The sequence below is a fragment of the Streptomyces sp. NPDC034049 genome (genome assembly GCF_055575575.1).
The window spans coordinates 494,625-518,764 of sequence record NZ_JBVISJ010000003.1 but is presented as its reverse complement, the minus strand read 5'-3'; the positions used below and the strand labels follow the sequence as shown (position 1 = coordinate 518,764).

Annotated in this window: 21 protein-coding genes and 2 pseudogenes; 13 read left to right on the top strand and 10 right to left on the bottom strand. The window is 69.1% G+C overall.

Translation table 11 applies throughout. From position 1 onward, the window contains the following. Nucleotides 1–152 precede the first annotated feature (152 nt). A complete protein-coding gene (gene hisC / locus ACZ52C_RS11935) occupies nucleotides 153–1,232 on the bottom strand; it encodes a histidinol-phosphate transaminase (protein WP_469074573.1) in 1,080 nt (359 codons plus the stop codon). Between the two features lie 423 nt (nucleotides 1,233–1,655). On the opposite strand from hisC, the gene ACZ52C_RS11930 reads away from it, so the two are divergent. The 3 genes from ACZ52C_RS11930 (at nucleotide 1,656) to ACZ52C_RS11920 (ending at nucleotide 5,121) form a co-directional block, all read left to right on the top strand. Further along, entirely contained in the window at nucleotides 1,656–2,768 is a 1,113-nt protein-coding gene (locus ACZ52C_RS11930) for a LacI family DNA-binding transcriptional regulator (protein WP_469074572.1), read from the top strand. 199 nt (nucleotides 2,769–2,967) lie between these two features. After that, the gene (locus tag ACZ52C_RS11925; protein ID WP_469074798.1) at nucleotides 2,968–4,059 is read left to right on the top strand and encodes a metallophosphoesterase family protein; all 1,092 of its coding nucleotides are present in this window, start codon (nucleotides 2,968–2,970) and stop codon (nucleotides 4,057–4,059) included. Nucleotides 4,060–4,242: 183 nt separating this feature from the next. After that, nucleotides 4,243–5,121 (top strand): hypothetical protein, encoded by an 879-nt coding sequence (locus ACZ52C_RS11920; RefSeq protein ID WP_469074571.1) that lies wholly within the window; start codon nucleotides 4,243–4,245, stop codon nucleotides 5,119–5,121. A gap of 175 nt (nucleotides 5,122–5,296) precedes the next feature. On the opposite strand, the gene thiC is transcribed toward ACZ52C_RS11920, so the two are convergent. Further along, nucleotides 5,297–7,123: a phosphomethylpyrimidine synthase ThiC gene (gene thiC, locus ACZ52C_RS11915; protein ID WP_469074570.1), complete on the bottom strand. Its 1,827-nt coding sequence runs from the start codon at nucleotides 7,121–7,123 to the stop codon at nucleotides 5,297–5,299. 220 nt (nucleotides 7,124–7,343) lie between these two features. Here thiC and ACZ52C_RS11910 point away from each other — a divergent pair, with 220 nt between their 5' ends. After that, nucleotides 7,344–8,858: a YibE/F family protein gene (locus ACZ52C_RS11910; RefSeq protein WP_469074569.1), complete on the top strand. Its 1,515-nt coding sequence runs from the start codon at nucleotides 7,344–7,346 to the stop codon at nucleotides 8,856–8,858. Between the two features lie 29 nt (nucleotides 8,859–8,887). On the opposite strand, the gene ACZ52C_RS11905 is transcribed toward ACZ52C_RS11910, so the two are convergent. The 4 genes from ACZ52C_RS11905 to ACZ52C_RS11890 form a co-directional block, all read right to left on the bottom strand. Further along, the gene (locus ACZ52C_RS11905) at nucleotides 8,888–9,325 is read right to left on the bottom strand and encodes an SsgA family sporulation/cell division regulator (protein WP_033530686.1); all 438 of its coding nucleotides are present in this window, start codon (nucleotides 9,323–9,325) and stop codon (nucleotides 8,888–8,890) included. 97 nt (nucleotides 9,326–9,422) lie between these two features. Further along, nucleotides 9,423–10,148 carry an IclR family transcriptional regulator gene (locus ACZ52C_RS11900; protein WP_469074797.1) on the bottom strand — a complete coding sequence of 242 codons (726 nt, stop codon included), beginning with the start codon at nucleotides 10,146–10,148 and terminating at the stop codon, nucleotides 9,423–9,425. Nucleotides 10,149–10,897: 749 nt separating this feature from the next. After that, entirely contained in the window at nucleotides 10,898–11,110 is a 213-nt protein-coding gene (locus ACZ52C_RS11895; RefSeq protein WP_045558480.1) for a DUF5326 family protein, read from the bottom strand. A gap of 162 nt (nucleotides 11,111–11,272) precedes the next feature. Beyond that, on the bottom strand, nucleotides 11,273–11,590 hold the full coding sequence (locus ACZ52C_RS11890) for a cupin domain-containing protein (RefSeq protein WP_469074568.1): 318 nt from the start codon (nucleotides 11,588–11,590) through the stop codon (nucleotides 11,273–11,275). Between the two features lie 57 nt (nucleotides 11,591–11,647). On the opposite strand from ACZ52C_RS11890, the gene ACZ52C_RS11885 reads away from it, so the two are divergent. From ACZ52C_RS11885 to ACZ52C_RS11865, 5 genes are all read left to right on the top strand, one after another. After that, on the top strand, nucleotides 11,648–12,025 hold the full coding sequence (locus ACZ52C_RS11885) for a phage holin family protein (RefSeq protein WP_469074567.1): 378 nt from the start codon (nucleotides 11,648–11,650) through the stop codon (nucleotides 12,023–12,025). Nucleotides 12,026–12,034: 9 nt separating this feature from the next. Continuing rightward, nucleotides 12,035–12,526 (top strand): low molecular weight protein-tyrosine-phosphatase, encoded by a 492-nt coding sequence (locus ACZ52C_RS11880; RefSeq protein WP_469074566.1) that lies wholly within the window; start codon nucleotides 12,035–12,037, stop codon nucleotides 12,524–12,526. Beyond that, the gene (locus tag ACZ52C_RS11875; RefSeq protein WP_469074565.1) at nucleotides 12,523–13,668 is read left to right on the top strand and encodes a cystathionine gamma-lyase; all 1,146 of its coding nucleotides are present in this window, start codon (nucleotides 12,523–12,525) and stop codon (nucleotides 13,666–13,668) included. The genes ACZ52C_RS11880 and ACZ52C_RS11875 overlap by 4 nt, the downstream gene beginning before the upstream one ends. Before the next feature lie 187 nt (nucleotides 13,669–13,855). Beyond that, a complete protein-coding gene (locus ACZ52C_RS11870; RefSeq protein WP_469074564.1) occupies nucleotides 13,856–14,761 on the top strand; it encodes a LysR family transcriptional regulator in 906 nt (301 codons plus the stop codon). Between the two features lie 123 nt (nucleotides 14,762–14,884). Further along, the gene (locus tag ACZ52C_RS11865) at nucleotides 14,885–15,367 is read left to right on the top strand and encodes an NUDIX domain-containing protein (RefSeq protein ID WP_469074563.1); all 483 of its coding nucleotides are present in this window, start codon (nucleotides 14,885–14,887) and stop codon (nucleotides 15,365–15,367) included. A gap of 31 nt (nucleotides 15,368–15,398) precedes the next feature. On the opposite strand, the gene ACZ52C_RS11860 is transcribed toward ACZ52C_RS11865, so the two are convergent. Next, nucleotides 15,399–16,868, bottom strand: coding sequence for a globin domain-containing protein (locus tag ACZ52C_RS11860; protein WP_469074562.1), 1,470 nt, complete (start codon nucleotides 16,866–16,868; stop codon nucleotides 15,399–15,401). A gap of 684 nt (nucleotides 16,869–17,552) precedes the next feature. Here ACZ52C_RS11860 and ACZ52C_RS11855 point away from each other — a divergent pair. Continuing rightward, complete coding sequence (locus ACZ52C_RS11855; protein WP_469074561.1) at nucleotides 17,553–18,419, top strand: GNAT family N-acetyltransferase; 867 nt, start codon at nucleotides 17,553–17,555, stop codon at nucleotides 18,417–18,419. 28 nt (nucleotides 18,420–18,447) lie between these two features. On the opposite strand, the pseudogene ACZ52C_RS11850 reads toward ACZ52C_RS11855, so the two are convergent. Further along, a pseudogene (locus tag ACZ52C_RS11850) lies at nucleotides 18,448–18,787 on the bottom strand (MFS transporter); the annotation flags it as partial. On the opposite strand from ACZ52C_RS11850, the pseudogene ACZ52C_RS11845 reads away from it, so the two are divergent. Beyond that, a pseudogene (locus tag ACZ52C_RS11845) lies at nucleotides 18,773–18,862 on the top strand (MarR family transcriptional regulator); the annotation flags it as partial. The pseudogenes ACZ52C_RS11850 and ACZ52C_RS11845 sit on opposite strands and share 15 nt — an antisense overlap. A 9-nt stretch (nucleotides 18,863–18,871) precedes the next feature. Next, the gene (locus tag ACZ52C_RS11840) at nucleotides 18,872–19,324 is read left to right on the top strand and encodes a GNAT family N-acetyltransferase (protein ID WP_469074560.1); all 453 of its coding nucleotides are present in this window, start codon (nucleotides 18,872–18,874) and stop codon (nucleotides 19,322–19,324) included. 79 nt (nucleotides 19,325–19,403) lie between these two features. Here ACZ52C_RS11840 and ACZ52C_RS11835 read toward each other — a convergent pair whose 3' ends face one another. Then, on the bottom strand, nucleotides 19,404–20,789 hold the full coding sequence (locus tag ACZ52C_RS11835) for a serine hydrolase domain-containing protein (protein ID WP_469074559.1): 1,386 nt from the start codon (nucleotides 20,787–20,789) through the stop codon (nucleotides 19,404–19,406). Nucleotides 20,790–20,839: 50 nt separating this feature from the next. After that, entirely contained in the window at nucleotides 20,840–22,318 is a 1,479-nt protein-coding gene (dnaB, locus tag ACZ52C_RS11830; RefSeq protein ID WP_319103457.1) for a replicative DNA helicase, read from the bottom strand. A 449-nt stretch (nucleotides 22,319–22,767) separates the two neighbouring features. Between dnaB and ACZ52C_RS11825 the strand changes: the two genes are divergently transcribed. Next, nucleotides 22,768–24,114: an MATE family efflux transporter gene (locus ACZ52C_RS11825; RefSeq protein WP_469074558.1), complete on the top strand. Its 1,347-nt coding sequence runs from the start codon at nucleotides 22,768–22,770 to the stop codon at nucleotides 24,112–24,114. Nucleotides 24,115–24,140 lie beyond the last annotated feature (26 nt).

The following is a 24,140-nucleotide window of genomic DNA, read 5'->3' as shown; positions in this document are numbered from 1 at the left end:
AGGACGCGCTTGTGAACGCGTTCACATTCACAAGCAATTATGGCATGCCCGTTCGAGGCCGAACCCCGGGGTCCCCGAAAAAGGCAAGGGGCCCGGAGAAGAATCTCCGGACCCCTGGTCGACGGCCCCGCAGAGCCAGTCGGAAACCCCGACTACAGCTCCTTGCGGAAGGCCTCCGTCACCTTCAGGAAGATGTCGTTGGCCTCGGTCTCTCCGATCGTCACCCGCACCCCCTCGCCCGGGAACGGCCGCACGACGACGCCGGCCTGCTCGCAAGCGCCGGCGAACTCGACGGTGCGCTCCCCCAGCCGCAGCCAGACGAAGTTCGCCTGTGTCTCCGGCACCGTCCAGCCCTGCCCGCGCAGCGTCTCGAGCACCCGGTTCCGCTCGCAGACCAGTGAACCGACCCGGCCGAGCAGCTCGTCCTCGGCGCGCAGCGAGGCGACGGCGGCGTCCTGTGCGAGTTGGCTCACACCGAACGGCACGGCCGTCTTCCGCAGCGCGGCCGCCACCGGTTCGTGAGCGATCGCGAAGCCCACCCGGAGCCCCGCGAGCCCGTACGCCTTGGAGAAGGTGCGCAGCACACAGACGTTCGGCCGCTCACGGTAGAACTGGACGCCGTCCGGAACCTCGACGTCCCGCACGAACTCGCGGTACGCCTCGTCCAGCACCACCAGCACATCGCCGGGCACCCGGTCGAGGAACCGCTCCAGCTCGGCACGGCGGACCGCCGTGCCCGTCGGGTTGTTCGGGTTGCAGACGAAAATCAGCCGGGTTCGGTCGGTGATCGCGTCCGCCATCGCGTCCAGGTCGTGCACATCGCCCGGCGTCAGGGGCACCTGCACGGACGTGGCCCCGCTGATCTGCGTGATGATCGGATACGCCTCGAACGACCGCCAGGCGTAGATCACCTCGTCGCCCGGCCCCGAGGTCGCCTGCAGCAGCTGCTGGGCCACACCGACCGAGCCGGTGCCCGTGGCGAGGTCCGTGACCGGCACCCCGAACCGGTCCGCGAGCTCGCTCATGAGCCCCGTGCACGCCATGTCCGGGTACCGGTTGAAGGACGCGGCCGACCCCGTCACGCTCTCCAGCACGCCGGGCAGCGGCGGGTACGGGTTCTCGTTGGAGGACAGCTTGTACGCCACCGGGCCGCCCGCCGCGGCCGGCTTGCCGGGCTTGTAGGTGGGGATACCCTCCAGCTCGGCTCGCAGCTTGGGGCTCGTCTCGCTCACCGCAGTCCTCCTCGTCGACGTAATGCTTCTCACCTTATGAGGATTCGGCGCGCCTGCGAATGGCCTGTGGACAACCACGTCCGCTCCGCGCCCGCCCGGCGTCCACGCCTCCACCGTCACAGCAGCCCCAAGGGCATCAGGGCACGAAGGGGGACGAATCAGGGGGCGCACTGCTCATGGACGTACGCGCCGGTGGCTCACGCCGTAGCGCGCATCACCCGTCCAGGTGAGTTGAGACCTCTTCGAGACATCGGCAACTTGGCAGGCCCATGCGCGTCGACGCGTCACGTCCTGACATGGGATGGTTCAACTCCCTTGCAATACAAGGAAATCGACCCTTGATGACCTTGCAGAAACGTGCCTGTCAACGAGTGCATATGCGTCCGCACTACCCCACCGCATGAGCCCTACTATCGGCTCGCCATGACAGCAGCAGGGAAGCACCAGGTGAGCCGCGCGGAAACTCCCCGCCGAGGCAACCGGTCGGGCCGAGCGGGCATCCGGGACGTGGCCGCCGCCGCCGGAGTCTCCATCACGACCGTTTCCGACGCCCTCAACGGCAAGGGCCGGCTCCCGGACGCCACCCGACGCCATGTACGCGAGGTCGCCGACCGACTTGGCTACCGCCCCTCGGCGGCCGCCCGAACTCTCAGAACCGGCAAATCGGGCCTCATCGGCCTGACCGTGACCACCTACGGGGATGAACCTTTCACCTTCACCGAGTTCGCGTACTTCGCGGAAATGGCGCGGGCCGCCACCTCGGCCGCGCTGGCCCGGGGCTACGCCCTGGTCATCCTCCCCGCGACCTCGCGGCACGACGTGTGGTCGAACGTCGCCCTGGACGGCACGGTCGTCATCGACCCCTCCGACCACGACCCGGTCGTCAGCGAACTGGTCCGCCAGGGATTACCGGTGGTCTCCGACGGCCGGCCGGCCGGCTCGCTGCCGGTCACCGCATGGGTGGACAACGACCACGAGGCCGCCGTCCTCGGCATCCTCGACCACCTGGCCGACGCGGGCGCCCGCCGGATCGGGCTCCTGACCGGCACCTCGACGGACACGTACACGCACCTCTCCACCACCGCATATCTGCGCTGGTGCGAGCGCGTGGGCCAGGATCCTGTCTACGAGTCCTATCCCGCGCACGATCCGTGCGCGGGCGCCGTCGCGGCCGACCGCCTGCTGGCCCGGCCGGACCGCCCGGACGCGGTCTACGGCCTCTTCGACCCGAACGGCACCGACCTGCTCGCCGCGGCCCGGCGTTACGGTCTGCGCGTCCCCGAGGACCTGCTGCTCGTCTGCTGCAGCGAGTCCGCCGTGTACGCGACCACCGAGCCGCCGATCACCACGCTCTCGCTGAAGCCGCGCCGGATCGGCACAGCCGTGGTCCAGCTCCTCATCGACGCGATCGAGGGGGTCGAATCGGACCAACCGGTCGAGCAGGTGATACCGACGGAGTTGATCGTGCGGACCTCGTCCCAGCGGCGTCCGCCGCGTACGACGGTCAGCCCGCCACGATCACCCGAAGCGGGTTGACGCCCGACTTGAGGATCCGAACGGGGATCGGGCGGGGAGAGCCCCGCCCAATTCGGGAGAAAACCGCGGTGAACTGGGGCCCTGCGCCATTTCACCACCCCTGGGTCATCACACGGCGCGATCCGCATTCCTATGATGGGCGCACACACCGCGGGCCGCTGCGACCAGGCAGTCCGATGCGGTGCAGATGCGGGCGATGGTGGTGGAGGGGTCGATGACTCAGGGGGCCGGTCAGGGACCCGAGGTGCGGACGCCGACGGTGCGCGACTTCCGCGTGCCCGCGTACGTTCACGAGGCCGGTCCGTACGGACACTCCGCGGCCCCCGGCGAAGGCCCCGGGCCGGCCGAGGATCCCGAGGGCTACCCCGACGGATACACCCCGACCCAGCGAGACCTTCCGGTGATCAACCGGGGCGACACCCTCCAGGTCGTGATCGACCCAGAGGCCACGGCGGCCGAGCCGGCCTCCGACCGGCCGAGCCCGCTCTTCGTCGTCGGAGACGTCCACGGCTATCTGGACGAGCTCCTCGCCGCGCTCCACGAGAAGGGCCTCGTCGACGCCGCGGGCAACTGGTCGGCGGGCACCGCCCGGCTCTGGTTCCTCGGCGACTTCACCGACCGGGGCCCGGACGGCATCGGCGTCATCGACCTCGTGATGCGCCTGTCCGCCGAGGCCGCCGCGGCCGGCGGCTACTGCAAGGCCCTCATGGGCAACCACGAGCTGCTGCTGCTGGGCGCCAAGCGCTTCGGCGACACCCCCGTCAACTCCGGCGCGGGCACGGCCACCTTCCAGGCCGCCTGGCTCCTCAACGGCGGCCAGAAGACCGACATGGACCGCCTCCAGGACCACCACCTCCAGTGGATGGCTCGTCTGGACGCCATGGAGGAGGTCGACGGCCACCTCCTGGTGCACTCCGACACCACCGCCTACCGCGACTACGGCGACTCCATCGAGGCGGTCAACGACACCGTCCGCGAGACCATCACCCGCAACGACCCGGACGAGGTCTGGGACCTCTTCCGCAAGTTCACCCGTCGCTTCTCCTTCCGCGACGACGGCGCGGATGCCGTGCGCTCACTGCTCGAGACCTACGGCGGCACCCGCATCGTCCATGGTCACAGCCCGATCCCGTACCTCCTGGGAGAGGTCGGCTCGGAGGACGGCGAGGACGGCACGGGCCCCTCGGTCAACGGACCGTACACCTATGCGGACGGTCTGGCCGTCGCCATGGACGGCGGTGTGACCATGGCCGGAAAGCTGCTGGTCCAGGAACTTCCGCTGCCTGACTGAGCCGTCAACGGGCAGGCGTACGCCGTCGGAAGACTTCGCTGGCCAGGGGCCAATTTCTTCAAACCCCCTGTCACCGCCTGCCGTCACCGCTCTACCATCGGCTTATCCGTAGCAGGCTCCCCTCCGTTTCTGCCCGACGGCTCGTCAGCATGCCGAGCCACAAGCCCTACGGAGCATCGGGGGATGCACATGAACAGCGTTCCGCAGCACCTGCTCAGTGAGGACCGCCAGGATTACGAGCGGATCCTCGGCGAGGCGCTGCGCTCCGCACCACACCGCCCGGAATTCGCCGCCGGCCTCCAGCGGCTCAACACCGAACAGCTGCGCACCATGGCCCTCAACGCCTCGGCGATCATCACAGCCGCCGCGGCGACCGAATACCAGTACTACGTCAAGGTGCGCGACGAGTTCCGCAGCCCGCCGTCGGCCACCACGCCCGCCGCCGAGGGGACGGCATCCGGCTCCAGCGAGCCGGACGGCTCCACGGTGAGCCTCGCCGCCACCATGGGCGAGGTCACCGAAGCGGCGGGGGCCGGCGCCGGTGCCATCGCCGCGGTGCTCGCTCCTGTCCTCGCCGGAACCGCGGCGGTGCTCTTCCTGCTCGTGGGGTACGTCATGAAGGTGCTCGACCCCGAGCGGGCGATCGCCGAGACCCTCCTGACCACAGGGTGGGTCTTCGGTGCGGTCACCGCGGCGGCGATCCTGGTGGCCGCGATCGGCCTCCTGCTCACCGCCCTGCGCAACAACGCCACCGCCCTTCTCGACGACGGAGTGCGCAGCGAGCTGAACGAGGAGTTGAACCGGGCCAGGGAGGCCTGGCGCGAGGCCCTCCTGGAGCGCGGCATCCTGCCGTTCCTCCGCGACGCCCTCGCGAACCCGGGTCCGGCGCTGCTGCTCGAACCGGAGCGTCCGGCCCCGCCCAGCCGCATGCCGCACCTCGGCTACAACCGCCCGAGCTTCAGCAGCAGCCCGGAGAGCGGCAGCGCCGGCTCCCGACCCAGCTACAGCAGCCCGGACTTCACCAGCCCGGACTTCGGCGGCCCGGAACACCAGCCGGACTGACGACCGGCCTCCGGCCACCGCCCACCCGCGGCGGCGGGCTCTCCCGGCAACAGGCCGGCAGAGCACCGCTCGTCGCACGGGCAGCGCGATCCGCGCGGCTACAGCGCAACCGCGCCCGGGCAACGGGACCCACGCACGATTTCCCGGCCGAACGTGACGCTCCCGCCCACGTATCTCAGTCCGCCATCGGCAGATACACCCGGTTCCCCGCTTCCGCGAACTCCTTGGACTTCTGGGCCATGCCCGCCTCGATGTCGGCCCGGGAGCCACCGTGTTCACGGCGGATGTCCTGGGAGATCTTCATCGAGCAGAACTTCGGTCCGCACATGGAGCAGAAGTGAGCCGTCTTGGCCGGTTCGGCCGGGAGTGTCTCGTCGTGGAACTCACGGGCCGTGTCGGGGTCGAGGGCCAGGTTGAACTGGTCCTCCCAGCGGAACTCGAAGCGGGCGTCCGACAGCGCGTCGTCCCACTCCTGTGCGCCCGGATGTCCCTTGGCGAGGTCCGCGGCGTGAGCCGCGATCTTGTAGGTGATCACGCCGGTCTTCACGTCGTCACGGTTGGGCAGCCCCAAGTGCTCCTTGGGCGTGACGTAGCAGAGCATCGCCGTGCCCCACCACGCGATCATCGCGGCACCTATGCCTGAGGTGATGTGGTCGTACGCCGGAGCGACGTCCGTCGTCAGCGGGCCGAGCGTATAGAACGGAGCCTCGTCGCAGATCTCCTGCTGCAGGTCGATGTTCTCCTTGATCTTGTGCATCGGGACATGCCCCGGGCCCTCGATCATGGTCTGCACATCGAAACGCTTCGCGATCCGGTTGAGCTCCCCGAGCGTGCGCAACTCCGCGAACTGCGCCTCGTCGTTGGCGTCCGCGATGGATCCGGGCCGCAGACCGTCGCCGAGGGAGTAGGTGACGTCGTAGGCGGCGAGGATCTCGCACAGTTCCTCGAAGTTCTCGTAGAGGAACGACTCCTTGTGGTGGGCGAGGCACCAGGCCGCCATGATCGAACCACCGCGCGAGACGATGCCCGTCTTGCGGTTCGCCGTGAGCGGCACATACGCGAGGCGCACGCCCGCATGGACCGTCATGTAGTCCACACCTTGTTCGGCCTGCTCGATGACGGTGTCCTTGTAGATCTCCCAGGTGAGCTCCTCGGCCTTGCCGTCGACCTTCTCGAGCGCCTGGTACAGCGGCACCGTGCCGATGGGGACGGGGGAGTTGCGCAGCACCCACTCGCGGGTGGTGTGGATGTTCCGGCCGGTGGAGAGATCCATGACCGTGTCGGCGCCCCAGCGGGTCGCCCAGGTCATCTTCTCGACCTCCTCCTCGATGGAGGAGGTGACCGCGGAGTTCCCGATGTTGGCGTTGACCTTCACCAGGAACCGCTTGCCGATGATCATCGGCTCGATCTCGGGGTGATTGACGTTCGCGGGCAGTACGGCCCGGCCTGCGGCGATCTCCTCCCGGACGACCTCCGGCGAGACGTTCTCCCGAACGGCCACGTACTCCATCTCGGGCGTGATCTCTCCGCGTCGTGCGTACGCGAGTTGGGTCACGGCCCGGCCGTCGCGGCTCCGGCGCGGCTGGCGCGGCCGCCCCGGGAACACCGCGTCGAGGTTGCGCAGCCCGCCCCGCGGCGAGGTGTGCTTGATCCCGTCGTCCTCCGGGCGGACGGGACGGCCCGCGTACTCCTCGGTGTCCCCCCTGGCGATGATCCAGTTCTCGCGCAGGGGGAGCAGCCCCCGCCTGACGTCGGTGTCCGCGTTCGGATCGGTGTACGGGCCGGAGGTGTCGTACAGGGTGACGGACTGTCCGTTGGTGAGGTGCACCTGGCGGACCGGCACTCGCAGATCGGGGCGTGAGCCCTCGATGTACGCCTTGTGCCAGCCGATGGACTTCCCGGCCTCCAGGGGCTGTTCGCCCTGGCTGTCCTCGCCCTGGGACGCGGCGGATGCCCCGTCCGTCTGGCTGGAGGCAGGCGTGCGTGTGTCCTCGATGGTCATGAGACCTACTCCCTACGCCGGCATTACCCGGTAACAGGTTCAGCGGTCGACGCAGCGATTTCCGCCCGACGATGTTCCACGTGAAACATCGCGTCTGCGGAGGTCAGCGCCCTCTCAGCCCGGTGCTCCGAGCTCCCGCGTGTGCAAAGGTGCCTCCACGCTAGCGGCAGATGTGGCGCGGTGAACAGTGGGCATCGCTCGTTCTTGCGATGATCGGTCGGTGACCACGACGCAGCAGCCCCCGCCTCCGCCCCCCGAGCCGCCCCACGGCCATGGCCCCGGAAACGGCCATGGGCGTGGCTCCGACGGTGGCCATGGATACGGTTCCGGAGGCGGACATGGTTCCGGAGGGGGCCCCGGATCCGCAGGGGGCCCCGGTTCGGGAGGCGGACACGGCTCCGGAGGGGGCCACGGCCAGGGCCCGTCCTCCGGCGGCGGCCACGGCCATTCCCACAGTCATAGCCACGGCCCCGCCGCACCCGTTTCGCAGCACCTGCGCAAGGTCATCGCGGCGGTGCTGATCCCCTTCGCCACCGCGGTCGTCGTGGGTCTCGTCGTGCTCTGGCCCGGCGGCGCACCGGCGCACGAACGCACGGGGGTGGGCTTCGACCGTCAGACGCAGCAGGCCACCGTCACCAAGGTCGAAGAGGTCAGCTGTTCGTCGGTGAACGCCTCCGGCGACACCCCGAACGGCGACACGTCCACCGCGGAGGGCTCGTCCGCGCAGCAGCAGGCGAACGGCACCTGCAAGAAGGCCACGGTCCGGGTCGACACCGGTGACGACAAGGGCCGTACCTTCACGGAGATCGTCCAGCCGGACCAGTCACGGCAGTTGGAGCAGGGGCAGGAGGTCGTGGTCGCGTACGAACCCGCCGCGCCCAAGGACCTGCAGTACTCGGTCACCGATGTGAACCGGAAGTTCCCGATGGTGCTGCTCGCCGGGATCTTCGCACTCGCCGTCGTGGTCGTGGGCCGGATGCGCGGTCTCATGGCTCTGGTGGCGCTGGCCATCAGCTTCCTGGTGCTGACCCTCTTCATCCTGCCGGCCATCCTCCAGGGCTCGAACCCGCTGGTGGTGGCAGTGGTCGGGGCGAGCGCCATCATGCTCATCGCCCTCTACATGTGCCACGGGCTCTCGGCCCGGACCTCCGTGGCGGTGATCGGCACCCTGATCTCGCTGCTGCTGATCGGCCTGCTGGGCTCGACGTTCATCGGCTCGGCCTACCTGACCGGCAACACGGACGACAACACCGGTCTGATCCATGGGCTGTACCCGACGATCGACATGAGCGGCCTGCTGCTCGCGGGCGTCATCATCGGCTCGCTCGGTGTGCTCGACGACGTGACGGTCACCCAGACGTCGGCCGTCTGGGAGCTGCACGAGGCCAACCCCACGATGGGCTGGCGGAACCTGTACCGCGCGGGCATCCGCATCGGCCGCGACCACATCGCGTCGGTGGTCAACACCCTCGTTCTCGCCTACGCCGGTGCCGCGCTGCCGCTGCTGCTGCTCTTCTCGATCGCGCAGAGCAGCGTCGGCACGGTCGCCAACAGCGAGCTGGTCGCCGAGGAGATCGTGCGCATGCTCGTCGGCTCGATCGGTCTGGTGGCCTCGGTGCCGGTGACCACCGCGCTGGCCGCCCTCGTCGTCTCCGCCGACCGTCCGAGCACCTCCGAAGCGGCGCCCGTGCCCGCTCCGGCCCGTGGCGGAAGGGGGCGGCGCCGCAAGCGCTGAAGCGTTACGGCACCCCGTCGCCGTAACGTTCAGCCCGCGCTCTGCTCCTCCGCCAGGATGCGGTCCAGCGCCTCGTCGAGCAGTGCGTCGAAGTCGGCGAGGGAACGCTCCTGCCCCAGCGGCACGAGCTTGTCGGTGCGGTCCAGGAAGGCCACCAGCGGCGCCGTGCCGACCCGGAACATGGCCTGGTCGCTCCCCACCTGAAGCCGGATCAGGACCTCACCGAAGGTCTCCGGGTCGGCGGGCGCGATGTGGACGTCCCCGTCCCCGCACGGTCGGCCCACTCCGTCGATGAGCAGCTCCCGCCCGAAGGCCCAGGTCACCGGTGCGTCTCCGGGCAGGTGGAAGGTCAGCCGCACGGCGTAGGGATCACAGGTCTCATAACGCAGCTCCACCGGAATGCGGAAGGAGAGCTCCTCCGAGACGAGGAAGCTCATCATGACTTCTGCCTGTACCGACTCGCGCATCGCCTACCCCGCCGTGTTCGTCGACTGGCCAGGATCATCCGCCTGACACCTCTGGAAGTTTGCTGAAAGTACACGGGAGATCACAAGGAGTGATTTTTCAGATGCTGATAGAGATCGCGAGTGTCCCTAGCAGCTTTCCGATCTCCGTCTGCAACTGATGGGCCAGTGGCAACAGCCGGGCCGCCTGGTGCGAGGGCAGCGAGATGGCGAGGGTCCCGGCGGTCGTCCCCGCGGTGATGGGAATCGCGGCGCAGACCGTCCCGAGGGCGTACTCCTGGTGCTCCACCACCGGCTCCATGCGCCCGAGGCGCCCGAGCCGCCGGAGCAGTGTCTCCTCGTCACGAACGGTGTACGGGGTGAGTGACTGCACCGGATAGCGGTCCAGGTGGTCGCGGCGGGCCTCCTCGCTCAGTTGGGACAGCAGGCACTGTCCGATGGCGTGGGCGTGCCCCGTCTCCCGGAAATCGGCCCATTCCTCGACGGCCGGGATGTTCGCGCTGTCGGCGACGCACATGACCTCGATCTCGCCGTCCCGGTAGATCGCGAAGTAGACGGGCACACCCAGGGCGTCCCGCCAGTGCGCCAGCGCCTCGCTCACCGTGCTGCGACGTTTCTGCTGCGCTCCGCTGCTGCTCAACCGCTCGGCCGCCCCGCCGAGGAAGAACAATCCCTTCTCCCGACGGAGATAGCCCTCGTGGACCAGTGTGCGGAGCAGGTGGTACGCCGTCGGCAGCGCGAGCCCTGCGTCCCGCGCCAGCTGTTTGGCGGGCGCTCCGTGTTCTCGCTCGGCGACGGCTTCCAGCAGCCGCATCGCCCGCTGCACGGAACCGATCAGAGTGCCGCTGTTCGCCTCCGGCACGGCCTGTGGCGTGGGAGACGGGATGCGGGCCCCTCTCCCTGCCCCATGCCCGTGAGACGGCGCGGAGCGGACTAGCCCCGTCGACCGCGACCCGCCCCGGGGCGGCGATGCCTGCGGCTGGAGCTCGGTACCGGTCGACGACGACGGAGTCTGCACCTGCGCCTGCGCCGATGCCGGCGCCGATGCCGCCGGACGCCGCGTCCGTGTCCGGGGCGCCGGAGGCTCCGGCCGCCGCATGTGCTCCTCGCCCGGCGAAGTACGTGGCTGCACCGGGGGAGCCGGGGCCGTCGAGGGCGCTGTACGCGAGGGTGACGGTGGGCCGTGCGTCTCCGGGGCTCGGACACGTGACGGCTCGGCGGCCGTCGCAGAGGTCGATCGCGGACCCGGCTGCGTCGGAGGAACCGCGCTCTGAGCCGACCGGGAGCGCGACCGGGCGGACGGAGAGAGCGGTTCTGCTGGTGCGGTGTCAGCCGTGGCCAAGGGTCACTCCCGAAGCGCGAGGAGGGCCGCCCGTGCGAGGGACACGGGAGGAGTTGCGCCGCCCGCGGGATCGAGCCCGCGACGAGTTTCCGGACTCTAGCCGCCCGTCACCGCCCGCAGACGGCCCCGCCGGGAAACTTCCCCCTGGCGAGGGAACCTCACGTTCCTGTTACCGGCGCGCCCCTGACCGGCCTCACCCACTCACGCCTCAGCCGTTGCGCGAGGCTGACGCCTCACCAGTCGCCGCGCGAGGAGGATCCCGCCGTGAACTTCCTGACGACATAGATGAGTCCGCCGACCAGGGCCACGAAGACCAGCACCTTGAAGAGCAGGCCCACCACCACCTGGACGACGCTGACTATCAGCCCACCGAACACCAGCAGGGCGATGACCGGCACCGCGATCCACTTCACCCACCACGGCATTCCCGCGAAGATCTCCCGCATCGCCCTTGCTCCTTGTGTCTCCACCCGTCGCCCGCCACCGGGGCACTGATTCCGGGCCTTGTGCTGTCCTGCCTCGATGCTAGGGCCGTGCAAGGACGCTCCGGGGGCTTCGCACCCCTTGTCCGTCCCTGATCGTCCCCCTAGGGAACGCCGAAGCGGACGTCAGCCCTCCGGCGGAGAGAACACCACCACGACCCTCAGATCCTCGGTGATGTGGTGGAACTTGTGGGCGACCCCGGCCGGCACGTACACGACGCTGCCGCGCGCCACCTGGGTCGTCTCCAGCCCCACCGTGAGCGAGGCACGGCCGCTCACGACGAGGTACACCTCGTCCTGCTTGTGCGGCCTCTGCGGATCGAGCTCACCGGCGTCGAGGGCGTACAGGCCGACCGACATGTTCCGCTCGCGGAGGAACTGCAGATAGGCACCGTCGTTGGCGGCGCGCTCCGCCTCCAGCTCATCCAACCGGAATGCCTTCATCGACTTAGTCGCCCCTGCCCAGTACTCGTACCGATCGCTTCTGCCACGATCAGACACATGATGAATTTTCTAGTCAAGACGATCGCCAACGCGGGCGCGCTGGCGATCGCGGTGTGGCTGGTCGACAAGATCACGCTGACCGGGGACAGCACGGGCAAGAAGGTCGGCACGCTGCTGGTGGTCGCCCTCGTCTTCGGCCTGGTGAACGCGGTGGTCAAGCCCCTCGTACGGCTGCTGACCCTCCCCCTGTTCATACTGACGCTCGGCCTGTTCACACTGGTGGTGAACGCGCTGATGCTGCTGCTCACCTCGTGGCTGGCCGACGTCCTCGACCTGAGTTTCCACGTGGAGGGCTTCTGGACCGCCGTTCTCGGCGCCCTGATCATCTCGATCGTCTCCTGGGCACTCTCCCTCGTCCTGCCCGACGGGGACTGAGGGTCCGGCATGGCGTACCGAGTCTGTTTCGTCTGCACCGGCAACATCTGCCGTTCCCCCATGGCCGAATCCGTCTTCCGCACCCGTGTCGAGGAGGCGGGTCTCGGCGGGCTGGTCGAGGTCGACAGTGCGGGCACCGGAGGCTGGCACGAGGGTGACGCCGCCGATCCGCGTACAGTCACGGTCCTGGAGTCGCACGGCTACGACAGCGTCCACGCGGCCCGGCAGTTCCAGGTCTCGTGGTTCTCCCGCCTCGACCTCGTCGTGGCCCTGGACGAGGGCCACCTCAAGGCCCTGCGCCGCCTCGCGCCGACGGCGGCGGACGCGGACAAGGTCCGGCTCCTGCGCTCCTACGACCCCGCCGCCGGAGACGACCTCGACGTTCCGGACCCCTACTACGGGGGCATGGACGGGTTCGAGGAGTGTCTGGAGCTCGTGGAGGCCGCGAGCCCGGGTCTGCTGGCCGCCGTACGCGAGAAGGTGGAGGTGGGGGCCGCATGAGCACCGAGAACCCCGCTTCGGGCCCCGGCGAGGGCACCCGTGCGGTGCGCGCCGGACTGCCCGAGCCCGTCAAGCACGAGCCCACCCTCCCCGGGCCGGTCTTCGCCGCCCACTACCACCTGCCGGGCGAGCCCACGGGCCCGTACGCCTACGGACGCGACCAGAACCCCACCTGGACGCTGCTGGAACGGGCCATCGGCGAACTGGAGGCCCCCGGGCAGAGCGACGTCGAGACGGTCGCCTTCGCCTCCGGCATGGCCGCCATCTCTGCCGTCCTCTTCTCCCAGGTGCGCTCCGGGGACGTCATCGTCCTGCCGAGCGACGGCTACAACGTGCTTCCGCTGGCAGGTGAACAGCTGCGGTCGTACGGCGTCGAGGTGCGCAGCGCACCGACCGGCGGCGACGCCCAGCTCGACGCCCTGGACGGGGCCAGGCTGCTGTGGATCGAGACACCCTCGAACCCGGGCCTGGACGTGTGCGACGTGCGGCGGCTCAGCGAGGCGGCACGCGCGCGTGGCTGTCTGGTGGCCGTCGACAACACCCTGGCGACACCGCTGGGGCAGCGTCCGCTGGATCTGGGCGCCGACTTCGCCGTGGCCAGCGGCACGAAGCAGTTGACCGGCCACGGGGACGTCCTACTCGGGTACGTCGCCGGACGCGACCCCGCGCTGATGGCCGGCGTGAGGCGATGGCGCAAGATCGTCGGGGCGATCCCGGGCCCGATGGAGGCCTGGCTCGCGCACCGCTCGCTCGCCACGCTCCAGCTGCGGGCCGACCGGCAGAACGTGAACGCCCTGGCCGTGGCCGAGGCGCTCAGGGGCCGGCCAGAGGTCACCGGGGTGCGCTATCCGGGGCTGCCCGACGATCCCTCGCACAAGATCGCTTCGCAGCAGATGCGGCGCTACGGGTGCGTGGTGTCGTTCGCGTTTCCCACGCGCGCGCGTGCCGACCGTTTCCTCGACGCGCTCCGCCTCGTGGACGACGCCACGAGCTTCGGCGGGGTGCGCTCCACCGCCGAGCGACGCGGCCGGTGGGGAGGGGACGCGGTCCCGGAGGGCTTCATCCGTTTCTCGGCCGGCGCGGAGGACACGGACGACCTCGTGGCGGACGTACTGCGGGCGCTCGCTGTCGCCACCGACTAGTACCGCGCTCCGTACGACGGACGGTCCGAGCCTCCCCCCTCGTGGCTCGGACCGTCCAGGTTCCCCGCGCGAAGAACCACGCCAACAAGGCTAGTTGACTCTGTGTCAGTGTCCAATCACAGTAGCGACAGCGGCCTATCGACTTATTTATCGTTGGGCGCTCCGACGGCGGGGAGGGAAGGCGACCATGGACCTGGCCCTGCTGCGGACGTTCGTGACCGTGCACCGGGCCGGTTCGTTCACCCGCGCCGCCGCCCTGCTGGGTCTCTCGCAGCCCGCCGTCACCTCGCAGATACGCACTCTGGAACGCCAGCTGGGCCGCCCGCTCTTTCTGCGCAGGCCCCGCGGGGTGACGCCGACGACCATCGGCGACGAGCTCGCCCACAAGGCCGCGCCGCATCTCGACGCGTTGGTGGAGATCGCCGAGACCGGTCTCGACGACGACTCCTCCTTACGGACCCTCCATCTCGCCGGCCCTCCGGAGTTCACCGCCGAGCGGGCTCTGCCCGCGCTCACCGAGCTGACCGGCGACGACGGCCAGGGCTTCGCGCTGCGGGTCTCCTTCGGGAACTCCGACGAGGTGCTGGAGGGCCTGGCCGCCGGACACCACGATCTGGCCATCACCACCGCCCAGCCGCGTGGTGCCCTGCTCTCCGCGACCCCCCTCTGCGACGAGGAGCATGTCCTGGTCGCCGCACCGCGCTGGGCGGACGCGATCGGTCCGGGCAGGCCGGGGCGCAAGGGTGCGCAGGCGCTGGAGGATCTTCCTCTCGTCGAGGTACACGAGTCACTGCCCTTCATCGCCCGCTACTGGGCCGCGGTCTTCGACGCCCGGCCCGCCGCCCCCGGGACCGTCGTCGTCCCGGATCTTCGGGCGGTCATCGCGTGCGCGATCTCCGGCGCCGGACTGGCCGTGGTCCCCCGCTACCTGTGCGCTTCCGCCCTGGACCGCAGGGACCTCGTCACCGTCCTCGAACCCGCGGTACCCCCGTTGCGGACCTATTTCCTGGTGGTCCGTACCGGCACCCTCGCCATGCCCCACATCGCGCGAGCGCACGAGTGGCTGCTGGGGACCGCGGCGAACTGGTCCTGAGACCGCTGTGGAGCCCCTGGACAGAGGGGGGTGCCGACCACAGACCGGCGGTGGGCACCCGGGTGCCCCGCTTCCTCGCTCCGGTGATGTTTCACGTGGAACATGCGGGGCCACATTTCTCCCATGACCGTACGACCCGTGGTCAAGCGCACCGCCCGCGCCGTCCTGCTCGACGGCGATGACCTGATCCTGATCAAGCGGACCAAGCCGGGCATGGATCCCTACTGGCTCACGCCAGGCGGCGGCGTCGAGCCGGAGGACACCACGGTCGTCGACGCGCTCCACCGCGAAGTCCACGAGGAACTCGGCGCCAAGATCACCGACGTGGTGCCCTGCTTCGTGGACACCGTGGAGCACATCAGCGAGGACGGCGGCGCGACCGGGGTGAAGGTCCAGCATTTCTTCGTCTGCCGTCTGGAGTCCATGGACCCCGCCAAGCGGCACGGTCCCGAGGTGGATGAGCCTCTGGGGGAGTACGAGATCGTGCGCATCCCCTTCACCCGGGTCGGCATCGCCTCCGTCCACCTCGTCCCGTTGTCCCTGCGGCACTATCTGGACGGGAACATCGAGGGCGTACGGGCGATGCACGCGCCCGACCTGGGCTGACCGTACGGCGGCGCCGCTCCTGGCCTCCGGCTCAGTCCCCGGCGGCCACCAGTTCCTCCACCGAGTCGTGGCGTATGCGGTCGGCGGAGACCCCGGCGGCCTTCAGCGCGTCCACACCGCTGCGGATCATGCCGGGCGGGCCGGAGAGGTAGGCGTCGTACCCGTTCCAGGGTCCGTGGTCACGAATGGCGTCGGGCAGTTGGAGCAGTCCGTGCTTGTCCACGACCGGGCGGACCTCGAGCCACGAGTTGCTCTGCTGAAGCCGCAGCAAGGTGTCGAGGTCGTAGAGGTCCTGGCCGGTGCGGGCTCCGTAGAAGACCTCGACGGGGCGGTGCCGTCCGTGTTCGGCCACGTCCTCCACGATGGCCTTGATCGGCGCGATGCCGGTGCCCCCGCCCAGGCAGAGCAAGCCGCTGTCGCTGGTGTGGTCGACGGTCATCCCGCCCGCCGGCGGTCCCAGTCGCAGCACGTCGCCGGGCCGGGCGCGGTGCACGAGCGAGTTGGAGACCCAGCCCGCGGAGATCGCCTTCACATGGAACGACAGCAACCCGTCCGACCGGGGCGCCGAGGCGAACGAGTAGTGCCGCCAGATCCGCGGCCACCAAGGAGTCTCCAGGCTCGTGTACTGCCCGGCGCGGAAGGGGTACGGCTGGTTCGGGCGGACGGTGAGGACGGCCGTGTCCGCGGTTCTCAGATCATGTGAGACGACTTCGGCGAGCCACCATGGAGGGGATCGCAGTTCGTCCGCGGCCGCCGCGTCGATCATCACCTGGGAGATCGTCGTGTACGCCCGGACCCAGGCGGCCTCGGTCTCGTCGTTCCAGCTCTCCTTGGCGTACCGGCTGAGCGCGCCGATCAGGCACTCGCCGACGGCCGGGTAGTGCTCGGCCTGAGTGCCGTACTTGCGGTGGCCACGGCCGAGGTTCTGCAGGTAGTCGACGAGCACGGGAGTGTTGTCGATGTGCTCGGCGGCGGTCAGCAGTGCCTTGAGCAGGCGGTCGCGCTGGGCGTCCATCGCCGGGGGGAACATCGAGCGCAGCTCGGGGTGCTGGACGAAGAGCAGCGCGTAGAAGTACGAGGTGACCTTGTCGGCGACGGGTCCGACCTCGGCCATGGTCCGCCGGATGAGAACGGCGTCGGGGGAGGCGGTGGCCGTCTGTCCGGCGCCTTCGTCCGGCACCCGAGGATCGAAGACGGAGGGGTCGGAGCCTTGATCCGGGGTGGGCGGAGGGCTGGGTGGGGCACTGGGAGGGAGGTCCGCGCCGGTCCGTATTCGCTCCCGCGCGGTGCTCTCCCGGTGCTGCTGCAGGCTGTTCGGCGGCTCCTGGGAGCGGCCCACGGGCCGCAGGCCTGCGAGGCGGTTGCCCTCCGGCTCCTGGTCCCCGCCCAGGGGCGGCGAAGTGCGGGGCGTGAACCAACCGCCTCCGTCGGTGTCCCCCGAAGTACCGTTGCCGGCCGACGTGGTGGTCGGAGCGTCCATGGTCTGCCTCGCCTCAAGCATCTTTCGGTCGATCTGCGTACGCCCTCCCGACGGAAGTCGCACGTTTTCCCCCGCGGACGGCCTTGCTATTCCCCGTTCGTTCCCCGTCGACCAATGCGGCCACATTCAACCCGCGTTCCCGCTCCGTACGGACAAGTAGGTGAGAGTGTGGCGTGAGCCGCGGCACTCATCGCAGCGTTCCACAGCGCCCGAACGCCCTCGCCTCGTAACGGTAAACGCAGGTTCTCGATCTCCCTGTCCGGTTAGGCTGCATTGAGCTGTGTTCGTACCCCCATCATGAGACGACTGCATCTCACTTCGGACACGAACCGGACTCGACCCTACCGGCAGGGGCGTCACACACAAGTCCCCCCTGGCCGTACCGGGAATTCCACGGGTGCGAATCAGCGATTCCTTCAATTACCGGGCGCGTCCCACCAATTCATAGGCATCTCGCAGATCCTGCCGCCGGATGCACAGGGACGGGCATCACCGGCCGATCGTGGACCTCCGTTCACGTGCCCCGAATACGCCATGGCATGGGCGCCGGGGCCAACCGGGCCTGCACGCGTATGCCCGGAGACGGATGTTTCACGTGAAACATCCGTCCCTGCGTTGTGCGGTTGTGCGCGAGATGGCCAAAACGGCGTACGTCGACGGGAAACCGGTGGACGCCCACGGCGTGTGTCGGACAACCTGACCTGCGTGTCGACACCTTTCCCCACATCTCTGCCCATCCGCCGTCTGACGCCTCGCGATCTCACCGCCTGCGCCGATCTGTCCGAGGACCGAGGCTGGCCTCGCGAAGAGCACAAGTGGGGGCTGCTTCTGACGGCCGGCACGGGATACGGCGTCGACGATCCTGCGGGCGGACTGATCACCGCCTGTGTGGTCACCGAGTACGGCCCGGCGGGCCGCCCGGATCTGGGAGCGATCGGCATGGTGCTGGTCGCCGAGCGGTACGCCCGCCAAGGCATCGGCCGCCGACTGATGCGCCATGTCCTCGCTGAGATGGGGACGACACCCCTGACCCTGCACGCCACCTCGAACGGACGCCCGCTCTACGAGGAACTCGGCTTCAAGGTCACCGGCCGGGCCGAGATGGTACGCGGGCACTTCACGGCAGAGGGCGTGGCACCCGCGGTCTCCACCCGCCCGGCCACGGCCGAGGATCTCCCCACGATCCTTCGACTCGACGAAGAGGTCTTCGGCACGGACCGCACCCACGTCCTCACCCGGCTTCCCGCCTTCGCCGACCAACTGCGCGTCGCGGAGGAGAACGGCCGGATCATCGGATACGCCGCAGCCTGGCCCAATCTGAACGACCAGGTCGTCGGCCCGCTGATCGCCCGTGACACGGAGGCGGCGAAGGCACTCGTCGCCTCCCTCGCGGCCCGCACGGACCGGCCGTTGCGCACCGACATCGACGTCCGCCACGAGGAGCTGCTGGCGTGGGTGAAGAGCCGAGGCCTGGAGTCGATCGCCTTCAACTCCGTGATGACGTACGGCATCGCAGAACTGCCGGGCGACTGGGCCCGGCGCTACGCCCCGCTGACCGTGGCGGCGGGCTGAGGCTCGCCCTCTGCCGACCCGCCCACCCTCAGGAGTGGACAGGCGTCCGCCGGGCGCCTGCTCCCCCAGATCCCGCGACGACCGTGCCGACGGTCCTCTCCCTGCGCTCCAGTGCCGCCACGACGAACGCCAGCACGAGCGCGCTCACGGCGAGAGCGGATCCGACCCAGTTGGGTTCCGTGTAACCGAGGCCCGCGTCGAGGACGAGACCGCCGAGTCAGGCGGCGAGCGCGTTGCCGAGGTTGAAGGCACCTCTGTTCACGGCCGAGGCCAGTGTGGGTGCGCCGTGCGCCGTGCGCCTGGTCGAGAACCCTCTTCTGCAACGGCGGTACGATCGCGAAGCCCAGTGCGCCGCCCAACGCGAGGCTCTGGACGCGTCCGCCGAGAATCCCGAACTGGCCCCGCTCGTGCGCGTCGTGGAGACGCTCAACGTGCCCGCGTAGGGTGCGGGCATGGGAGATCTGGACATTCGCCCGGCGACCGAGCACGACGTCCCGGAGATCGTCGCGATGCTGGCCGACGACCCCTTGGGCGCCCAGCGCGAGTCACCGGACGATCTGGCCCCCTACCTCACCGCCCTGGAGCGTCTCCGTGGTGACCCCCACCAGCACGTGGTGGTCGCTGTCCGTCAGGGCCGCGTCGTCGGCACACTCCAGCTGACGATCGTTCCGGGACTTTCCAGACGCGGCTCCACCCGGGCGATCATCGAAGGCGTGCGGATCCATGCCGATGAGCGCGGCAGCGGCCTCGGTTCACGGCTCATCGAGTGGGCGATCGACTCATCCCGGGCGCAGGGCTGTCAGTTGGTACAGCTGACGTCCGATGCCACACGCACCGAGGCCCACCGCTTCTACGAGCGGCTCGGCTTCGAGGCCACCCACGTGGGCTTCAAACTGCCGCTCTGAAAGGCCGCGCAGTAGTGGCCGTGGGGTTCTGTTTCACGTGAAACATCGCAAGTGGGACCCCGCAGCGGCAGAAGCGCGCCTACTCGATCCCGCGCCACCCCTCGGGATCCACGCCACCGGGCACCGGAGCCCCCTCGTCGTACGGCTGGCGCGTGAACACGAACGATCCGAGGTCCAGGTGGCTCACGGCCCCGTCGGGCCGTCGTACGGCCCGCAGGAGCTCTCCGGCGAAGTAGCCGTTGAGCCCGGTCCAGCTGCCGTCGTCGTTGCGTCGGAAGCGAGCACCGCGCAAGGTGGCGGCGAGCGGCTCCAGCGCGAGACCTCCCTCGGCGGTGAGCCGCAGCACGAAGCTGTACGTCCCCCAGTACCAAGGGCCGACCAACTCCAGGACCGACCGGTCCACTTCGGGCAGCGGCCGCCAGGGCTCAGGGATCCGCGGCTCGGCCTCCGCGACGATGCGCACGAGATCGGCGGCCACCTCCGACACCACCGGACCGGAGGTGCAGTTGGTCAGCACGACGGCTGCCACATCGTCCTCGACGCTGATGGTGAGCTGGGCAAGAAATCCGGGCACCGAGCCTCCGTGTCCTACGAGGAACCGGCCACCTCGGTGCTGAAGCTGAATCCCGAGGCCGTACGCCGCTCCTGCCGCCACGTCAGCGGCCTCCCCCGGTGCGGCCGGCGTACGCATCTCCAGGACCGACTCCGCACTCAGCACCCGCTCGTCCCCCTTCGCCAGGAAGGCCGCGAAGAGAGCCAAGTCGTCTGCTGTGGACCAGAGTTGCCCTGCGGGACCCATGCGGCCCAGGTCCTCGACCTGCTCCGGCAGCATCACGTCCGCCCAAGGGTGCACGGCCCAACCACCGGCGTGCGGTGCCTCCGGGTGCCAGGTCGTGCGACGCAGACCGAGGGGTTCCAGCACCTCTCGTCGCAGCACCTCTTCCCAGGGAGCACGTCGCAGCTGCTCGACGAGCGCGCCGAGGAGTGTGAAGCCGGGGTTGGAGTAGTGGAAGCGACGGCCCACGGGATGGCGGTGGGGCTGCTTCCCGAGCACATCGGCGAGTTCCGGGCGCAGGGATCCCGGCGTGCGCTCCCACCAGGGCGAAGGGGACTCCGCCGCCAGTCCTGCCGTGTGCGAGAGCAGTTCGGCGATGGTCGCCTCCCCCGCACCGGTGCCCGGCAGATGCTTCTCCAGCGGGTCGCCGAGGTCCAGGGCGCCCTCGTCACGCAGCCGCATGACCAGAACGGCGGTGAAGGTCTTGGTGATCGAACCGATCCGGTACTGCACGTTCGCGTCCGGCCCGTGCCCCTCCACCGAGGTGCGTGCTCCGTTCCACACCGTCTCCCCGCCCCGGACCACCGCCGCGACCAGAGAGGGTGCCCGTCCTTCGGTCTGAGCGACGGCGATGCGGTGCAGCAGTGCCCGGCGCGTGGCGGGAAGCAGCTCTTCGTGAGGTGTTGTCATGCGCTCAGTCCACCGGGCCCGGGACCGGGAGTCGAGCGCATTTCACCGGGTCAGGTCTGTGCCATGTCCACGAAGCGGGAGTAGTGCCCCTGGAAGGCGACCGTGATCGTGGCCGTCGGACCGTTACGGTGCTTGCCCACGATGATGTCGGCCTCGCCGGCGCGCGGCGACTCCTTCTCGTAGGCGTCCTCACGATGCAGCAGGATCACCATGTCGGCGTCCTGCTCGATCGATCCCGACTCACGCAGGTCGGACACCATGGGCTTCTTGTCCGTACGCTGCTCGGGACCACGGTTGAGCTGCGACAGGGCGATCACCGGCAGCTCCAGCTCCTTGGCCAGCAGCTTCAGGTTTCGCGACATGTCCGAGACTTCCTGCTGGCGGCTCTCGGAACGCTTGCCCCCGGACTGCATGAGCTGCAGATAGTCGATGATGACGAGCTTCAGATCGTTGCGCTGCTTCAGGCGCCGGCACTTGGCCCGGATCTCCATCATCGACAGGTTCGGGGAGTCGTCGATGTAGAGCGGTGCGGCCGACACGTCCGGCATACGGCGTGCCAGCCGCGTCCAGTCCTCGTCCGTCATCGTGCCGGACCGCATGTGGTGGAGGGCCACGCGTGCCTCGGCCGACAGCAGACGCATCGCGATCTCGTTGCGTCCCATCTCGAGCGAGAAGATCACGCTCGGCATGTTGTGCTTGATCGAACAAGCGCGCGCGAAGTCCAGCGCCAACGTGGACTTACCCATGGCGGGACGGGCCGCAATGATGATCATCTGGCCCGGGTGCAGACCGTTGGTGAGCTGGTCGAGGTCCGTGAAGCCGGTCGGCACACCGGTCATCTCCCCCGACCGCGAACCGATCGCCTCGATCTCGTCGAGCGCGCCCTCCATGATGTCGCCGAGCGGCAGATAGTCCTCGGTCGTGCGCTGTTCGGTGACCGCGAAGATCTCGGCCTGGGCTCTGTTGACGATCTCGTCCACGTCGTCGTCGGCCGCGTATCCCATCTGCGTGATGCGGGTGCCGGCCTCGACCAGGCGGCGCAGGACGGCACGCTCGTGGACGATCTCCGCGTAGTACTCGGCGTTCGCCGCCGTCGGCACCGTCTGGACGAGCGTGTGCAGATAGGAGGCACCGCCCACCTTGGTGATCTCGCCGCGTTTGGTCAGCTCGGCGGCGATGGTGATGGGGTCGGCGGGCTCGCCCTTGGCATAGACGTCGAGGATCGCCTGGTAGATGGTTTCGTGCGCCGGCTTGTAGAAGTCGGGACCCTTGAGGATCTCGACCACGTCGGCGATGGCGTCCTTGGACAGCAACATGCCGCCGAGCACGGATTGCTCGGCGTCGAGGTCCTGCGGCGGCACGCGTTCGAAGGCCGAACCTCCGCCGCCGTCCCACTCCCCGTTGTCCCGGCCCCTGTCGTGCCGCTCGTCCCTGCTCCGGTCACCGTCCGGACGCCGGCGGGAAGGGGGCAGACGATCACTGGGCCCGCTGTCGGCCCACGGGTCGTCCAGGGGCTCGGAAATGCTCACCGAGCGACCTCCTCCCGTCCGCCGAGCGGACCTCGCCGTGCTTCTTCTTTCTACGGCACGACACTGACAAATGAGAGGCCCAACTCCGGTTCTGGCACGTCGGTTTTGCGAGGTTTCCGTGATCGGCCAGGGAGTGGGCGCCGCACCACCGTAGGCCCCTCGGCACCGTCAGCCAATCTGGTTATCCACAGGCCATGTGGACGACGGCCCAGATGCTGTGGAGAACCTCGCAAAACCTGTGCACGACTCGGTGGACAGCCCTGTGAACAAGAACCCGATTGCACCCAGGAAGCTGCTCTGACCTGCACTTCTACCGTCCACGGGCTGTGCAGAAGAAAAACTTCCCCAGCCGGATCAAGATCGTCGAGATCGATACACGAGAACGCGCCCGACCAGGCCACATGTAATAGCCACAAGCACTTTACATCTCTTACCTGTGGAAGATTAGATTGGTGCTCATGACACAGGCTTCCGCGACCACCAGGGTCACCCGGCGTCGGCACGATCGAGAGATCATCACTCTGGCCGTGCCGGCCTTCGGCGCGCTGGTCGCCGAGCCACTCTTCCTCATGGTCGACACCGCCATCGTCGGCCACCTCGGCACCGCACAACTGGCCGGTCTCGGTATCGCCTCGGCCCTCCTCGTCACCGCGGTGAGTGTGTTCGTCTTCCTCGCCTACGCCACCACGGCTGCCGTCGCCCGGCGCGTCGGCGCCGGTGATCTGCGGGCCGCCATCCGTCAGGGCATGGACGGCATCTGGCTCGCTCTGCTGCTGGGAGCAGCCGTCATCGCGGTCGTGGTGCCCACAGCCCCCACCCTGGTAGCCCTCTTCGGATCCTCGGACACGGCGGCTCCCTACGCCACGACCTATCTACGGATCTCAGCCTTCGGCATCCCGGCCATGCTCGTCGTGCTCGCCGCCACCGGTGTCCTGCGCGGTCTCCAGGATACGAAGACACCCCTGTACGTCGCCGTGGCGGGCTTCGTCGCCAACGGCGCTCTCAACGCGGGCCTTGTCTATGGAGCCGACCTGGGCATCGCCGGGTCCGCGTGGGGCACGGTCATCGCCCAGTTCGGCATGGCTGCCGCATACCTCTGGGTCGTGATCCGTGGCGCCCGCAGACACGGAGCCTCACTGCGCCCGGACCTCGTCGGTATACGAGCCTCGGCTCAGGCGGGAGCACCCCTGCTGGTCCGTACGCTCTCGCTACGAGCGATCCTCATGATCGCCACCGCCGTGGCCGCCCGGCTCGGTGACGAGGACATCGCCGCACATCAGATCATCCTCTCGCTCTGGAGCCTGCTCGCGTTCGCCCTGGACGCGATCGCCATCGCCGGACAGGCCATCATCGGTCGCTACCTCGGCGCGGGAGACGCCCAAGGAGCCCGCGACGTCTGCCGCCGGATGGTGCAGTGGGGAGTTGCCACGGGTTCCGTGCTCGGACTCCTGGTGGTCGCTGCCCGTCCCTTGTTCATCCCGCTCTTCACCAGCGATCCGAACGTCCAGGAAACAGCACTGCCCGCTCTGATCGTGGTGGCGCTCTCCCAGCCGATCTCCGGCGTCGTCTTCGTGCTCGACGGCGTACTGATGGGCGCGGGAGACGGGCCCTACCTCGCCCGGGCCATGCTTTTGACCTTGGCGGTCTTCGTCCCGGCCGCCTTGCTCGTCCCCACCTTCGGCGGTGGTCTGACCGCTCTCTGGGGCGCCATGACACTGATGATGGCGACACGCATGCTGACCCTGTGGCTGCGATCCCGGTCCGGCCTCTGGATCGTCACCGGAGCGACCCGCTGAGAGTTCGGTCGATGCTCGCGCTGAGA